This window comes from Hymenobacter cellulosilyticus, from assembly GCF_022919215.1.
Lineage (GTDB): Bacteria > Bacteroidota > Bacteroidia > Cytophagales > Hymenobacteraceae > Hymenobacter > Hymenobacter cellulosilyticus.
In genome coordinates, this window is record NZ_CP095046.1 from 3,295,008 (window position 1) to 3,310,701 (window position 15,694).

Annotated in this window: 14 protein-coding genes and 1 other RNA gene; 2 read left to right on the forward strand and 13 right to left on the reverse strand. The window is 59.4% G+C overall.

Annotation, left to right across the window (positions count from 1 at the left end; all coding sequences use genetic code 11):
* Nucleotides 1–330 precede the first annotated feature (330 nt).
* Nucleotides 331–821: RNase P RNA component class A (rnpB, locus tag MUN79_RS16130), an RNA gene on the reverse strand.
* A gap of 518 nt (nt 822–1,339) precedes the next feature.
* On the opposite strand from rnpB, the gene MUN79_RS16135 reads away from it, so the two are divergent.
* On the forward strand, nt 1,340–2,566 hold the full coding sequence (locus MUN79_RS16135) for a S8 family serine peptidase (protein WP_244673699.1): 1,227 nt from the start codon (nt 1,340–1,342) through the stop codon (nt 2,564–2,566).
* Between the two features lie 71 nt (nt 2,567–2,637).
* Here the strand turns inward: MUN79_RS16135 and MUN79_RS16140 are convergent, their stop codons facing one another.
* The 11 genes from MUN79_RS16140 to MUN79_RS16190 form a co-directional block, all read right to left on the reverse strand.
* Nucleotides 2,638–3,438: a T9SS type A sorting domain-containing protein gene (locus MUN79_RS16140; RefSeq protein ID WP_244673700.1), complete on the reverse strand. Its 801-nt coding sequence runs from the start codon at nt 3,436–3,438 to the stop codon at nt 2,638–2,640.
* 76 nt (nt 3,439–3,514) lie between these two features.
* Nucleotides 3,515–4,216, reverse strand: coding sequence for a hypothetical protein (locus tag MUN79_RS16145; RefSeq protein WP_244673701.1), 702 nt, complete (start codon nt 4,214–4,216; stop codon nt 3,515–3,517).
* Between the two features lie 162 nt (nt 4,217–4,378).
* On the reverse strand, nt 4,379–4,750 hold the full coding sequence (locus MUN79_RS16150; RefSeq protein ID WP_244673702.1) for a hypothetical protein: 372 nt from the start codon (nt 4,748–4,750) through the stop codon (nt 4,379–4,381).
* A 24-nt stretch (nt 4,751–4,774) separates the two neighbouring features.
* Nucleotides 4,775–6,286 (reverse strand): M1 family metallopeptidase, encoded by a 1,512-nt coding sequence (locus MUN79_RS16155; protein ID WP_244673703.1) that lies wholly within the window; start codon nt 6,284–6,286, stop codon nt 4,775–4,777.
* Nucleotides 6,283–6,639: a hypothetical protein gene (locus MUN79_RS16160; protein ID WP_244673704.1), complete on the reverse strand. Its 357-nt coding sequence runs from the start codon at nt 6,637–6,639 to the stop codon at nt 6,283–6,285. Before MUN79_RS16160 ends, MUN79_RS16155 begins: the two co-directional genes overlap by 4 nt.
* 179 nt (nt 6,640–6,818) lie before the next feature.
* Complete coding sequence (locus MUN79_RS16165) at nt 6,819–7,733, reverse strand: metallophosphoesterase (protein ID WP_244673705.1); 915 nt, start codon at nt 7,731–7,733, stop codon at nt 6,819–6,821.
* 156 nt (nt 7,734–7,889) lie between these two features.
* On the reverse strand, nt 7,890–8,222 hold the full coding sequence (locus MUN79_RS16170; RefSeq protein ID WP_244673706.1) for an alpha/beta fold hydrolase: 333 nt from the start codon (nt 8,220–8,222) through the stop codon (nt 7,890–7,892).
* A 50-nt stretch (nt 8,223–8,272) separates the two neighbouring features.
* Complete coding sequence (locus tag MUN79_RS16175) at nt 8,273–8,773, reverse strand: alpha/beta fold hydrolase (RefSeq protein WP_244673707.1); 501 nt, start codon at nt 8,771–8,773, stop codon at nt 8,273–8,275.
* 160 nt (nt 8,774–8,933) lie between these two features.
* Nucleotides 8,934–9,344 (reverse strand): Smr/MutS family protein, encoded by a 411-nt coding sequence (locus MUN79_RS16180; RefSeq protein WP_244673708.1) that lies wholly within the window; start codon nt 9,342–9,344, stop codon nt 8,934–8,936.
* The gene (locus MUN79_RS16185; protein WP_244673709.1) at nt 9,335–10,048 is read right to left on the reverse strand and encodes a DUF8465 domain-containing protein; all 714 of its coding nucleotides are present in this window, start codon (nt 10,046–10,048) and stop codon (nt 9,335–9,337) included. The genes MUN79_RS16180 and MUN79_RS16185 overlap by 10 nt, the downstream gene beginning before the upstream one ends.
* A gap of 182 nt (nt 10,049–10,230) precedes the next feature.
* Entirely contained in the window at nt 10,231–11,196 is a 966-nt protein-coding gene (locus MUN79_RS16190; protein WP_244673710.1) for a YfiM family lipoprotein, read from the reverse strand.
* 188 nt (nt 11,197–11,384) lie between these two features.
* Between MUN79_RS16190 and MUN79_RS16195 the strand changes: the two genes are divergently transcribed.
* The gene (locus MUN79_RS16195) at nt 11,385–14,204 is read left to right on the forward strand and encodes an alpha-amylase family glycosyl hydrolase (RefSeq protein WP_244673711.1); all 2,820 of its coding nucleotides are present in this window, start codon (nt 11,385–11,387) and stop codon (nt 14,202–14,204) included.
* A 132-nt stretch (nt 14,205–14,336) separates the two neighbouring features.
* Here the strand turns inward: MUN79_RS16195 and MUN79_RS16200 are convergent, their stop codons facing one another.
* Entirely contained in the window at nt 14,337–15,182 is an 846-nt protein-coding gene (locus MUN79_RS16200) for an N-acetylglucosamine kinase (RefSeq protein WP_244673712.1), read from the reverse strand.
* Nucleotides 15,183–15,694 lie beyond the last annotated feature (512 nt).

The following is a 15,694-nucleotide window of genomic DNA, read 5'->3' on the forward strand; positions in this document are numbered from 1 at the left end:
AGTAGCCCATAAGGCATCCAAAGCCCTTGTGTGCCGCAAGTGCAGGCAGGCCTCGGCGTTAGAAAGTGCAGTTGCCGCAAATCAGTTGGAACAACTTTCCCTGGAAAGTGCCCTGCCACAAATGCGTTTGCCCTACTTCGCCGGGAAGTTGCTCGTACGCAAATAGGTAGGAGCAACTTCCCGGCGGGAGTGTATCACCACGCTTGGGGAGGGCCAACTTCCACCAGTTGGCGAGCTTATTACAAGACGGTGAAAGGACTTCCGCACGAGCCGCGGCTTCACCCACGCAAAACGGCCGCCGCACCCGAAGCTGCGGCGGCCGTTTGTAGAGCCGGTGATGAGTCTGTAAGCCGGGTTTTGTCCGCCCCTGCAAGCAGAAGCGGCCCCACCATTTATCTAGGCCAGTCCTCGCGGAAAGGCTCCATCAACCTACCCGCTGGCGCCGGACGAGCCGCCCGGTGCAGGCCCCGAAAGGCTTGCGTACCAGCTTATTTGGTCTTTCAACCCCTGAGGTTTACCCAGCCGGCATGGTTGCCCAGCCGCTGGTGCGCTCTTACCGCACCTTTTCACCCTTACCAAAGGTGAGATGGTGAAATTGTGAAATGGTGAGTTTGAGGTTCTGCTTGCGCAGTTTGAACAATAACTCACTAGTTCACCAACTCACCACTTCACCGCTTGGCGGTAATTTTCTGTGGCACTGGCTGTCCTGGTTCACTTTACGCTTGCCAGTCCTTCCCGTTAGGAAGCAGGGTGCTCTGCGTTGCCCGGACTTTCCTCGTCGCCGGAGTTGCCTCCCTTGCCGCGGTGGGGCGACCCATCACTGCGGGCAAAGGTAGGGCTTCCCGGGCTGGCAGCCTAACGCCGGAGTCGAGAAGTGCCGCGGCCCGGACCCGAATTGGCGCTATCAGGCCTTTCGGGCGCTGGGTAGCGCTGCCTGGGTCGTACTTCCCGCGCTTCTGTGAGCAGTAATGCAGCCGATAAAGAGTGAGATAATCAGTAGGACTAAACGATGGTGTCATAGTATCCAGAGGGAGGCTTTAAGGTATTGAAATATATAACTAAACCTATTGACATAATTATATACAAACTCATTGTGCCTTGCCTTTATAACAGATATACAGTGGTTTTGCTGATAGATGTATCTACTTATGTGGTGGATTGTTGATAAGTTTTCAATGGATAAGGGAATCCTTTGTGACAAAAGCAGGTTCGGCCCGTACAACCTGCCAATCGGTAGCAGTCGGCGGGAATATAACTTCCTTGGGTTCTGGATTTTGAATTCGACTTTCGGCTGCTGCGGCTTTACTTTCTTTTCTTTCCCACCTTTACCCCCAGTAGAATGCAGAAGAAACGACACAATGCCCGCTTTGCTTGGTTATTGAGTGCTTCGGCAATTGCGGCCAGCACGATGTTTACCGCTTGCTCGGAAGAGAATGTGCAGCCAAACGACCCGGGGGTAACCCAGAGTAGCAACGACGCCAAATCGGACGAAGGCGCCATTCCCGGCCAGTATATCGTGGTTCTGAAGGAAGGCGTGGTGGAAACCGGTGCCGGCGAGTCGTACTCGGAAAAAGTAAAGAAAGTAAAAGAAGTAGGGCAGGGCATTCTTAAGTCGCGTGGAGCCCGCGCCGAGGCCCTGGGCCATGCCTACGGCCACGCCCTGAAAGGCTTTTCGGCCGCCCTGTCGGCCGCCGAAGCCAATGAGCTGCGGGCCGATGCCCGGGTAGCTTATGTAGAGCAGGACCGGATTATTTCCCTAGGTAAGCCCACTGCCGGCGGCGGAACCACCCCGGCGGCCCAAACCACGCCCTACGGCATTACCCGCGTGGGCTCGGCCGACGGCACCGGCCGCACGGCCTGGATTATCGACTCGGGAATCGACCTGACGCACCCTGACCTGAACGTGGACGCTGGCCGCAGCCGGTCGTTCCTGACCAGCGGCGCCAATTATGCGTCGCCTAACGACGGCAACGGCCACGGCACCCACGTAGCGGGCACTATTGCGGCCAAGAACAACACCATCGGGGTCGTAGGCGTGGCCGCCAACGCGACGGTAGTAGCGGTGCGCGTGCTGGACTCCCGCGGCAGCGGCTCCAATTCCGGTGTTATTGCCGGCGTCGACTACGTAGGTGCCAACGGCAAAGCCGGCGACGTGGCCAATATGAGCCTGGGCGGTGGTGTGTCGCAGGCCCTGGATGACGCCGTGCTGCGGGCCTCGGCCGGCGGCGTGCTCTTCGCCCTGGCCGCCGGCAACTCGTCAGCTGACGCTAATACGTCCTCGCCGGCCCGGGTGAATGGGGCCAACATCTACACTATTTCGGCCATGAACAGTACCGATACCTGGGCTTCGTTCTCCAACTTCGGCAACCCGCCCATCGACTTCTGCATGCCCGGGGTAAACATCCAGTCGACCTGGCTGAGCGGGAGCTACAACACCATCAGCGGCACCTCCATGGCGGCTCCTCACATGGCTGGTGTGCTGCTACTGAAGGGTAAAGCCTTTACGACCAGCGGCACCGTGAAAAACGACCCCGACGGCTCGGCTGACCCTATTGCTCACCTGTAGGCGGTACGCTACAAAGATTTAAAAAAGGCCCGCCGGTTATCCGGCGGGCCTTTTTTTGGTTGCTATATAACTCAATGCTGCACCAACAAACGGGTGGTCTGGGGCGTGGTACCCGTGATGCGCACGGCATAGGTACCAGCCGGCAAGTCTTGCACGGGAAGAGCTGTGCTGGCCGTTAGCGTCTCAATTGTTTGCACAAGCTGGCCGGCTGCATTGTAGAGCCGCACGGTGCGGGGCACTGCCGAGGCGAAGCGCAACGTGGTAGTGGTGGAGGCAGGGTTGGGGTAGAGGTGCGGGCGGTCCGGGTCGGGGGTGGCCGCGGCTACTCGGGCAGCCGGGGCGGCGGACTGGGCGGGAGCCAGGCGGTAGCTGGGGAGGCTGTCTAGCTGGGCAAGGTAGAAGGAACGCAGCCGCCGGGCATCGAAGCGCAGGCAGATACTGTCGTTGCTGAGGCTGCGGTAGCGCACCAGCTCCCGGAAGTTACCGCGCTGCACCAGCGTGGAGAGGTCCAGCATTTGCTCGTAGCCGGTAGCCAAGCCCTGAACCTGCCCGCCCCGGATGCGCAAGGCGTGTACCCAGCAGCCCGATTCCCAGTCTTCGACGGCGTAGTATAGGCCTCGCCGGAAAAAAATACGGGCTTCGAGTATCATCGCGCTGTCCTGGGCCCTGGTAACCAGGGTAGTGCCGCTGGCCGCGTCGAAATGCAGCCGTAGCTGCAGGGTGTCGGTGGGGCCCAGCAGCGTGACTGCGGGGCCTAGCTGCCGGGCCAGATTTACCGGTCGGGTTACGGCAAACGAGTCGAAGCTTACGGCCGGGTTGTCGCAGCTAGTGAGCAGCAGGCCAAGGGCAAGGTAGCAGAGCAGGCAACGCATAGCGGCTGGGAAGTTGGGAGTGCACTGGTTTATGCGGGGCAAGGATGGAATGTAACCCAGCTAGAGCCGCTGCCAGCTAGCGGGGCAACTTTCGGTCCGGTAGCCTGACAACCGGGTTTGGTAATGCTTTTACTAGCGAGTCATTTGCCGCAGTTACCAGCTTTATCAGCTCAAATACCGGCTGATAAAGCTCCAGAACACGGTTGATGAGAGCATACTGCGCGTCATACCGGATATCCGTATCGAGCCGCAGGGAGCCAACCACCGGGTTATCGATATGGGCGCGGTAGTGCTGGTCTAGCGCGTGGCAGAGTTTGGAAAGAGCCCCTGACTCCCGGACCTGGGTGTAAATAGAGCTAATAAGCCGTTTTATTTCCTCGAAATCGGGGAGGTGAGAGTAGACGGCTACGGTGTCCTGGGCTTTATCCAGTAATTGAACCATCCGGAAGGGAATCAGCCAGGCGTTGCGGACGACGCCCATGCAGTAGCCCGTAATATTTTGCTTGTCACTCCAGGTTTTGTTTTCCTGGGTCGAGAGCTCAAATAGCCGGGCTGCTAAGCCAATAACATGGTTTCCGTAGTGGACTATCGCTCGTAAGGAGCTTACACAGATTATGGCCTCAAGTAAGGGACTGTCTTCGTCGGCAGTCTGGTTCAGCAGCTCTTTCTTTTGCTGGGAAAGCCGTTTGTACCAGTCTCCTAATTCCTGCCAAGCCTGGTTTAGTCTGGCCGACTCCCCGGCATCAGACCGCATCGTATAGTCTACTTCGCCTCCCACGCGTTGTAATCACGAGTTATTGTCAGAGAAATTTACTTGGGAAGACCCACACGTTGTGAGTCTGGCCACGTTAGAGCGGCCTTGTAATGCAGGCAGGTGGAGGGCTTTCTGCCGCTAAGTCACAGGTGGAACCTGGCAGATGCTCTACACTAGAGCTAGAAGCTACTCATTGCAGATAAAGACATGAGTAATAGCTTGGCCATTTGGCTTGGTGATAACAAACGATGGAGAGGAAGCACGTTTGCTTACCCTAGCACCGATTGGGACGCTATTCCAAAATTCTTCTTCAGTACCCCGTTTTTCAACCAAGTAGGTAAGAGAGTCACCTTGAGCAATTAGGTCAATGTAAAAGCTGCTGTGGCTTAGTGCAGGCTTACGCTTGGCTACTACTATTCCATCAAAATTAAGCCGCAACTGATCCGCTAAGATGGATTTGCAAGAGGGGGTATGGAATGCTGAATAGAGTATGTAGGTCGCAAACACTGCAAAACCCAGAGCCCAGATTCGTTTCATCCAGATGAAGAACAGCTCCATTCGCCTAGAAAATAAGGCTTTTGATTACTTCGCCTCCCACACGTTGTTCGCCTTGCTGTTATCCGGGGTGTAGGTGCTGCCCAGCACCACTTTCTTCACGGCCTTTTTACCGTCCAGGGGCACGGTCACGGTTTTGCTGCCGTCCTGCCACACGGCAATGGTGCGGTGCAGCTTCTGGGTCGTGTTGTCGGCGAAGGTCACGGTCAGGTCCACGGGCATGGGCTTGCTGCCTTTGGCCTCCACCACGATGCTTTCCTTGCTCACGCTTTGCAGGGCCTGGTCGGGGTAGCCACCATCAAAAAACCAGCGCTGCCAGAACCAGTTCAGGTTTTGACCCGCACCCTCGTTCATGGAGTTGAAGAAGTCGTAGGGCATCGGGTGCTTGCCGTTCCAGTTGCGGATGTAGGTGTGCAGGGCCTTGGTAAAGAGCTCCTCGCCCAACAGGTCGCGCACGTAGTAGTAGCCCAGGGCCGGCTTGGGGTAGGAGTTCAGGAAGAAGGGCGTGCCGTTTTGCTGGGTGCTGAGCGTGATGATGGGCAGGTCGTTTTCCGAGTCGGCGGCGCGGGCGTAGGGCTCCACGCCGTACTCATCCACCAGCTTGGGGTCGATGATGTTGCTGATAATCCACTCGCCGATGGTGGCCCAGCCCTCGTCCATCCAGCCGTACTTGGTTTCGTTGGTGCCCATGTAGAAGGGGAACATGGTGTGGAATATCTCGTGGTCGGTGAGGGTAATGGCATCCTCGCGGGTTTCCACCGGGTTGTCGTTCACCATCATGGGGTACTCCATCTGGTCGAGGCCGTCGAAGATGGTTTCGTGGGCGTAGGGGAAGGGCCACTTGGGGAAGGTGTAGCTCATGGCCTCCACCGTGCGGCGGGCAAACCCGATGACTTCGTGGTAGTCCTTGTGCTTGGTGTTATACACGGCATCCACGCGGGTGCGGCGCTTGGTGGCCGGGTCCACCACCAGGCTGGTCGATTGCCACACGTAGTGGTCGGCGGTGGCAAACACGAAGTCCGTCACGTTGCGGGCCTCAAACCGCCAGGTGTTCTGGGCGTTGGCGGCGGTGATATCCTGGCGCTTCAGGTCGGTGTCGTCGATGATGTGGACCACAGCGTCGTTTTTTTCGGCATCGGCTAGGCGGCGGGCGTACTTTTTGGTAAGCACCTGGTCGGCGTTTTTCAGGTCGCCGGTGGCCCACACCACGAAGTTGCGGGGCACGGTAATGGCGGCTTTGAAGTTGCAGAAGTCGTTGTAGAACTCCTGGCTGCCGTTGTAAGCAAAGCGGTTCCAGCCGTCGATGTCATCATACACCGTGATGCGGGGAAAGAAATAGGCCACAAAGTCGGCGCCGGGCTCAATTTCGCCGGTGCGCATGTGGGAGCCTTTATTGAGCGTGTAGGAATAGGTAATAGCCACCTTCGCTGTTTGACCCTTGCCCAGGGCTTTGATAGGCACGGGCATGTTGGTGGCATCGATGCGCAGCTTTTTCACGTCGAATACTTGCCCGTTGATGCTCAGAGCCGAAATTTTCACTCCGTCGTGAATGTCCTCGGGCTTAAAGGTGCTGGAGCGGGGGCACCCTTCTGGTAGAGGTTGGGGTAGAGCTTAAACCAGAGGTGCTGCAGCGAATCGGGGCTGTTGTTGACGTAGCTGATAGTGACCGTGCCGGCCACCAGGCGGGTTTTGGGGTCGAAGCTGACGTTGATATCGTAGTCGGCCGTGTTCTGCCAGTACTTGGGGCCGGGCTGCCCGTTCTGGGCCCGGGTGCCCTGGGCGTAGGTTTTCTGCAGACTCAGGGGCACGGGCAGGGTGGTTTGGGCCGCGGCCAGGGTGGTGGAGAGCAACAGGGCGGCCGCAGCCAGGAGGCGGGGAAAAGTCAGGGGCATACAGAAGCAATAGGTTACCGCAAAGTAACGAGGTTCGGGCGGGGGCTGCGTGAAGGGAAGATGAGGCCGTGCTTTTCCGCCTCGTTGCGGGCAGCTGAACGGTGGTACGCGGGGGTAAAGCCTTACTGGTGGCTGGGAGGACAGCGGCTTGCAGAAAGCTGACGACTAGAAGCCAGGTATTAGGCCGTCACCAGGTTTTCGGCCCGTAGTTCCTTTTCCCCGCTCCAGCGGTAGGCCACCAACTGGCCACCCCGGGCCACGCTGTAATCGAGGCAAACGGCGTGGGGCCGCAGAATCTGGGGCGTACCGCGCAGCCAGTAGTGCCCGAAAAAGACCGGCGTTTCCTCGGCGTAGTGGTAGGCATCGGGCAGGGCCGCGTGGTCGACGGGGTGGGAGTCGAGGGCCGGAATGCTTTCCATATAGTAGTCACTGTAAGTGCAGCCCTGGGGGTTGCACCACCAGCGTACCCGCATCTTGGTACGCTCATTTCGATCTTTGTCGTAAAAGCTCAAGCCCGGAGGCAGGGTTATTTCCTTGCCTTTGAGTGTCTCTTCAATGGCGTGGTACTCGGGCGTGCTCCGGTCGGTGGCGCGCAGTAGCACCGCGTCGGTCAGGCAATTGTTGACCAGCACAGAGCGCAGAAAGTCGATGTGGCGCGGGTCCCAGCAGGCGTGCACCACGCGCAGCTGGCCCAGGTCCAGAAACAGGGGCAGGGTCTTAAACCACTGAATGTAGTCGTGCCACTCTTGGTAAAGCTCCCGGCCGTTGAATTCCTCGATGGTACGCAGGTGCTGCAGAATGTTGCGCGGCATGTGGGGCCGCAGGTGGCCGCCCTGCGGGTGCTGTTCATAGAAGCAGATGGCGTTGTACTCGTGGTTGCCCATCACGGCCAGGGCCGCGCCGCCATCCACCATGGCCCGCACAATCTGCAGGGTTTCCCGGATGTTGGGGCCGCGGTCCACAAAGTCGCCCACGAAGATTACCTGGCGGCTGGGGTGGCGGTACACGCCGTTTTGCAGGGTATAATCAAGCTTAATGAGTAGCTGGCGCAGCTCGGCGGCGTGGCCGTGAATATCACCGATGAGGTCGTACATAGGATAACAAGCGAGTAAAATCGTCTGTCATCCTGAGCCTATTGAAGGACCTTATGGGATACGAACGACAAGCGTAATAACGACTCGTGCCAGCGTGATAAGGTCCTTCGCTAAGCTCAGGATGACAGACAAAAAACGGATCAAAAAAGAAGAAAGCTACAACTCGCTGCGGACCTGCTCCAGAATCTGGCGCCAGTACTTGAGAAACAGCATGTGGCCCTCGTCGGGGAGCATGCGCAAAGTGGCGTGGGGCAGGCGGGAAGCCAGGTAGTAAATGGGGTCGGGGTGCCAGATAAAGTCGGCAGTGCCGTGCCAAAGGGTGGTAGGAGCCTGAATGGCGGTCAAAGCAAACTTTGGGCGGCGGCACAACGCTTGCCCGTCGTAGTACACGCCCTGGCCCTGGTGGGTGAAGCCATGTTGGGCCGCGTCGCGCAGCACAATGCGCGAAACGGGGTTGCCGGCTTCCTCCTGCTCAGCGGGCCCGAGCATATTCATAAACCGGTCAATCATCCGGTCGGGCTCCCGGGTCCACTGCTGACTCAGGCGGCGAAAAACCGGTTTGGCCAGGCCGGCCGCGTAGTCGTTGAGAAACTTGATTGTTTTCCAGCGGGGCGGCAGGGCGCGGTAGGTTTCGGGCTCCCCCAGGGCAGGCAGGTGTTGAGCAAATGCAAAGCGGCCACGCGCCCGGGAAACAGCGCCGCCTGAGCCTGGGCATAAAGTCCGCCCGCCGACCAGCCCAGCAGCGTGAGCGGGCCGGTAATCTGCAAGGCGTCGAGGGCAAAAACGGTGTCCTCGGCAAACGACTCCAGCGTCATAGCCGGGTGCACGTCCGAGCGGCCGGAGCCGGGCCGGTTGGGCGCCACAATCTGCAGCCCGAGCTGGGCTAGCAACTCGGCATTGGGCGGAATGCTCAGGCCCGAGGATGCGTAGCCGTGGTGAAACAGCACCGCCGGGTGGGCCGGGTCGCCGTACCGGATTACCTCCAACTGGCGCTGGTCGGGCAGCGTGACGAGCACAGGCTGGGCAAAATCGGTGGACATAGGCGTCGAATGAGGCTTAAAAAAGTCTGTCATCCTGAGCCTTAGCGAAGGACCTTATCTGGTAAGAGCGAAAATCGTTGTTACGACTCGTCCTTTGGTGATAAGGTCCTTCGCAGGCTCAGGATGACAGACGAAGGAAAGACAAAAGCAGAGGAAAAACCTACTTCAGGCGGACCAGGGTAGCGCCGTAGCCGAACTTCTCTTTTTGGGAGTCTTCGAAGAACTTGATGTCCTTGTTGCGGCTCAGTAGCTTGTGCAGCTCCTTGCGCAGGGTGCCGTTGCCGGAGCCGTGGATGTAGATGATTTCGTGCATGTTGGTAGCCAGGGCCCGGCTCAGCGTGTCCTCGAAGGCTTCGAGCTGCAGCTTCAGAATGGCCGTGTTGCTGAGCGCAGGCTCGGCTTTAGCGGCGGTGGGGTCCAGGGCTTCCAGGTGCAAGTCAACCTCGTGGGGCGGCGCTACCAGGGCCTTGGCTGGCTCGGGAGCGGGAGCTACGGCGGCGGGCTTGGCCGGGGCGTTGCCGCTGAGTTGCTGCTGCAAGGTTTCGGCCAGCTTCTCGGGCGCTACGGCCACCGGTACCGGGGCTTTTCGTCGAGCTGAAACAGGTAGGCTTCGCGCTGCAACACGGGCACGTTGGCCTGCCGGCTGGTGTAGAAGCTGTTGGCCTTAAACTGCACGCGCTTGGTGAGCAGCTCGTAGGCCGTGGTGTCGTTCAGTAGGTGGGGCAGCAGCTGAATCACCGGAGCCGGCCATTTGTCGAAATCCTTAAGGTGCCAGTGGCCCAGGGGCACACTCACCGACTTGGCCTTGAGCTTGTCGGCATACAGGGCGCGGTACTTGCCGGCCGTTTCCTCGCCGTAGGTGAAGAGCACGTCGCGCTCGGTGTGGTTGATGATGTGAAGGGCCAGCAGCTCGGGCGACTGGTGAGTCAGAGCCAAATACAAGCCCTTCTGCACGGGGGCAGCTTTCGGGGCTGGCGGTGCATCGGGGCCCTCCGATTTTTTGGCTGCCGGCTGAGTGGCCACGCCAGCCGCTTTGGCGGCTTTGGAAGCCTGCACGGCACCGTTGGCGGCCATCTTTTTCTCGGCGGCGGCGGCGCTGGCGCTCAGGCCAAAGGTTTTGGTTTCTTCGGCGGCTACCACCACTACTTCGCGGCGCAGCACAGGAATAGTAAAGTCGTTGTCGATGGCGACTTCCACCAGCTCACTGTCGAGCAGGCGGGTGATGATGCCTTCTTCGCGGCCGGTTAGTAAACGGACCCGGTCTCCTACGTTCATATCGGAAAGGTTAGTTGCTGGATGGGTGGGGTGGCTGAAGATCGGGAGCAGGGCGCTTCCGACTCTTCAGCCACTCTATAGGGCAGGGGCGCAAGGTACGCACAATTGCCCCGGTTGCCTTTTACGACCTTTCTGGGCGCGCAGGGCAATTCAGACAACAATCCTTAGCCGGCAAGCATTCCTTAAAAATAAAGTCCGTGCAGCACCAGGCCGTGGCGGGAGTTGTATTCCAGGGCCGGGGCAGGCAAATGGAAGATACTGGCCACGTAAAACACGCGCTTGAGCAGCTTGCTGCGGGTGGGGATGCGGCGCAGGTTCACATCCAGGCTGAGGTAGTACTGCCGGTAGGGGTACAGGCCCAGAGCCGCGTTGGCGTCGGGGTCGTTGTAGACCATTTCCTGGGCCCCGTAGCCCACGGCGGGCTGCAGCCACTTGGGCCATTTGCTTTCGGGCCGGAGCCAGGCGGCTAGGTCGGTGCAGAGCCAGTAGGTTTGGCCGTTGTAGTCCTTCAGGTGCTGCTCGGCCAAGGACTTGCCCAGCACGTTGGGCCGTAGCCGGGCGTAGGAAGTGGTGTGAAACGAGTATTTGGGCATAATCCGCACTTCGTTCCAGGCCAGCTGCTGTCCGATTAAAGCCGCCGAGCCCAGGAAGTTGGCCGCCAAATCGGTGGCGGAGGCACCGTAGGCCGGGTCGCGCCCGTCGAGCACCTCGATGGGGCTTTGCAGCAGAAACCCCACGAAGCCCCCGTACCAGGTGGCCGTGCGGTCGGGCACCCGGGCCCAGCGCAGCATGTCCACGGCGCCCCGGCTTTCGTGAAACGCGCCCCAGAAGTGCCCGGCCTTGTCCATCTGCCGCCACTCGGGCAGGTCATTAAACCAGTGAAAGCTGCTGCGCGGTCCGGTGTACCAGCCCTGGTCGAGTAGGTAGAGCAGGCCGGTGTAGCTTACCACCAACCCGCCAGCCAGCACGGGCAGGCGGTGGGAGCGGGGCGCGGCCGAAGCGGCAGAGTCGGGAGGTGGGGCCGTGGGCAGGCTCGTGGGCGGCGCCGGCTGCTGGGCCTGGGCCGGCAGGATTGCAGCCAGCACCAGACCCGGCACCAGCAGGGCCCGGGCGCAACAGGAGGCCAGCAGACGGGAAATTTTGCTCATTCAGAAAGGAACCGGTGAGCTGCCTAAGCAGCGCGGCAAAGCTACGAACAAAAGCCGCCGCGGGCCGGCCCAGCCCGGGGGTGAGTATAATTATACGCAGGCTTTGACTACGGTTTCTGGCTGTTTAACTTGCGTAATATTTTCACCTTTTGTCCACTCGAAATCTTCCACCAATTCCCACAGTTTCAATGAAAAAACTTCGACTATTGCTGGGGCTGCTTTTGCTCCTGACCGGCGGAATGACGGCGACTCAGGCCCAAGTCGTGACCACCCAGCCGACTTTCGTGCGCGACAATGAGCCAGTAACGCTCACCTTCGACGCCACCCAGGGCAACGGCGCTCTGGCCGGCTTCACGGGTCCGGTCTATATCTGGACCGGCGTGATTACCGATAAGAGCACTTCCAACTCGGACTGGAAGTACGTGAAGAGCCCTTCGTTTGGCACGCCCGACCCGGCCGCCCAGCTCACGCGCAGCACCACCAATCCGAACCTGTACAGCATCACCTTCACGCCCCGTACGTTCTACGGCGTGCCCGCCACCGACCAGATTCTGAAGCTGGCCATGATTTTCAAGAACGGCCCGGGTACGATTGTGGGCCGGGGTACCGGCGGCGACATTTTCGTGGACGTAACCCAGGGCTCGGCCCTGTCGGTGCGCCTGACCTCACCCGTAGAGCCCGGCGGCGGCAACCCGCTGTTCGTGGCCGCCAACGCGGCCCTGAGCGTGAGCGGCACGGCTTCGGCCTCGGCCAACCTGGCCTTGTACCTGAACAAGACCCTGATAACCCAGCAAAGCAACACGACCACGCTCACCGGCTCGGTAACGCCCACGCAGGCTGGCCGCAACGTGATTCGCCTGACGGCCACCAGCGGCAGCACCACGGTTTCTGACTCCGTAGTAGTTATCATCCGGCCCACGGTAGCGGTAGCAGCTTTGCCCGCCGGCGCCAAGGACGGCATTACCTACCTCAACGGCGGCACTTCGGTTATTCTGAAGCTGACGGCCCCGAACAAGCAGTTTGCCTACGTGTTGGGTGAGTTCAACAACTTTCAGCCCACGGAAGCCGGCTACATGAACAAGACCCCCGACGGCAACAGCTGGTGGATTCAGATCAACGGTCTGACGCCGGGCCAGGAGTATGCTTACCAGTACCTGGTAGACGGCAACCTGCGCGTGGCCGACCCTTACTCGGAAAAGGTGCTGGACCCCAGCAACGACCGGTTTATTCCCGCCGTTACTTACCCCAACCTGAAAGCCTACCCTACGGCCCTGACCACCGGCATCGTGTCGGTACTGCAAACCAACCAGGCCGCTTACCAGTGGCAAACTACCACCTTCGCCCGTCCGGCCCGCACCGATATGGTGGTGTATGAGCTGCACCTGCGCGACTTCCTGGCCCGCCACGACTACCAGACCCTGCGCGACACGCTCAACTACCTGCAGCGCCTGGGCGTGAATACCATCGAGCTGATGCCCATCAACGAGTTTGAGGGCAACGAAAGCTGGGGCTATAACCCTTCGTTCTACTTCGCGCCCGACAAGTACTACGGCCCGAAAAACGAGCTGAAGCGCCTCGTCGACGAGTGCCACCGCCGCGGTATTGCCGTGGTACTGGATATGGTGCTGAACCATTCCTTCGGCCAGTCGCCGATGGTGCAGCTCTACTTCCAGAACGACAAGCCCGCCGCCAACAGCCCTTGGTTTAACGCCGATGCTACCCACCCCTTCAACGTGGGCTACGACTTCAACCACGAAAGCCCCTTCACCAAGTACTTCTCGAAGCGCGTGATGGAGTTCTGGCTGCAGGAGTACAAGGTGGACGGTTACCGCTTCGACCTGAGCAAGGGCTTTACCCAGCGTACTAATACCGACGTGGGTGCCTGGGGCAACTACGACCAGTCGCGCATCGACATCTGGAAGGATTACTACGACTTCATGAAGACCGTGGACCCGAACGTGTACTGTATCCTGGAGCACTTCGCTGACAATTCTGAGGAGAAGGTGCTGGCCGACTACGGCATGATGCTGTGGGGCAACATGAGCCATGCCTACAACGAAGCCACGATGGGCTACGTGGCTACCTCCGACTTCAGCGGCGTTTACCACGGGGCCCGTAACTGGAACAGCCCGAACCTGGTTAGCTACATGGAAAGCCACGATGAGGAGCGCCTCATGTTCAAGAACCTGACCTACGGCAACCAGGCCAACCCTGCCCACAACGTGCGCGACCTGAACACGGCCCTGGCCCGCAACGAGGCTGCTGCCGCCTTCTTCTTTACCGTACCCGGCCCCAAGATGATCTGGCAGTTTGGCGAAGTAGGCTACGACGTGAGCATCGACGAAAACGGCCGCGTGGGCAACAAGCCGATTCGCTGGGAGTACTACCAGAACGCCAACCGCCGCAAGCTCTACAACACCTACCGGGAGCTGATTGCCCTGAAGAAAACCCAGCCGGTATTCAAAACGGGCACCTACACCCAGAAGCTGAACGGCGCTACCAAGTCGATTCACCTCACCGATGCCAACCTGCAGGTAACCGTGCTCGGCAACTTCGACGTGACAGCCCAGCCCATCAACCCCGAGTTCCAGCGCACCGGCAAGTGGTACAACTACCTGAGCGGCGACTCCATCACGGTTTCGAGCACCACGGCGCCCCTTACGCTGCAGCCCGGCCAGTACGCGGTGTATACCTCGCGCTTGCTCAAAAAATCCGCGGTGCTCAGCAACAAAGCCCGCACCACGGAGGCCCTGCGCCTGACGGCTGCTCCCAACCCCACGAGCAGCACGGCTCAGATCCGCTACGAGCTGACCACGCCCGCCACCGTGACCGTAACGGTGCAGAACCTGCTGGGCGCTACCCTGCGCACGGTTAGCTCGGGTGCCAAGCAGTCGGCCGGCGCCTACCAGCTCAGCCTGCCCGTGCAGGATTTGGCCAACGGCATCTATCTGATTCGCCTGAACACCGGCGCCCTTACCCAGACTACGCGTTTGGTAGTGCAGCACTAAGGGTAGAGCTTAGAAGCTAGAACTCAGACCAAGTTCTGAAAAAAGAAAAGAGGCCAATTCCGCAAGGAATTGGCCTCTTTTGGTAACTCAGCCTATCAACCTCTCATGTACTTCTGAGTTATGAGTTCTGAGCTAGGCTTCCTGCTCGTGGTAGCTCACCAGATCATCGATGGGGGAGCGGATGATTTTGCCGACTTCCATGCCGTGGCTGCGGGCCACCTGAAACAGGGCGTCGCGGAAGTTATAGGCCACCGAACCCACGCAGTTGAAGGTGTAGTCCTGGAAGTTGGGATAGTGCAGCACGATGTTCTCAAAGAACGTCTCGAAGCCCTGGAGTACGATTTCGCGGCAGTAGCTGATGTTGTTGTGGTCGTAGGCAAACTTGCCGAAGCTGGCCAAAAACCGGTTGGGCAGGGGCTGGTTGTAAAGCCGGTCCAGAATATCCTCGCGGGTGAGCTTGTACTCCTCGCGGAAGATGTCCTGCAGGCCGTCGGGTAGCAGGCCGCGCAGGTAGTCGCGCATCAGGCGCTTGCCGATAAAAGAGCCCGAGCCCTCGTCGCCGAGGAAGTAGCCCAGCGAATCGACGTTGTAGGTAATTTTCTCACCGTCGTAGAGGCAGGAGTTGGTGCCGGTGCCCAGGATGGCGGCAAAGCCGGGCTTGCGGCCCAGCAGGGCGCGGGCGGCGGCCAGCAGGTCGTGGTCTACCGTAACGTTGGCATTAGGGAAGGTCTGCCGCATGGCCTGGGCAATAACGTCGGCTTTCTTCGGAGACGAAACGCCAGCGCCGTAGTAGTGCACTTCACGCACCGTTTCGCGGGCCAGGGTCTCGGGCAGGTTTTTGTCGAGCGAGGCGGCAATGGCGGGCGTTTGAATGAAGTCGGGGTTATACCCTTCAGTGTTGAAGTACACCCGGTTGCCAGTCTCGTCGAGCTGACACCAGCTGCTCTTGGTCGAGCCGCCGTCGGCAATGAGAATCATACGGTAGAAGTAATGGTAGTGAAGAAAGACCCTGAATCCGGGCGTCGCTTCAATGCCGGGCCAAGAGGTTCCGGCCCGAAGATGCACGCCCCGATTTCAGTCAACAGCCGCCCCATGGTCCAGACCACGCGCAAGCTATTCGGTTGCGAAGCTAGCAGGTTCGCCGAAACGTACGGCAGTGCCAGGACACATTCTCATCATACTAATGAGGCTGAAGGCTGCAGATTTGGGTGCCGGAGGCTGCTAAAACGTCTTTTTTCGCCCAAAACGCGGCTTTTTAGGCTGCGCCTTCACCCAGTAGTAAGCAGTAACTCACGCCGGGTTTATTTTATAAGTTGCGTAGTAAATTTGCTTGTGCAGCCATTTTCGGGACTGTTTGCTCAAAAGGAACCCCGCTGCGCTGCTGCCCGATTTGGGGCCCGCCGCAGCCGGGAAGTCTGCTGACTTTGTAGAATGTTATAGGCAAAGAAAAAGGCCGCTGGAGTTCCAGCGGCCTTTTTCGGTAGAGCAGT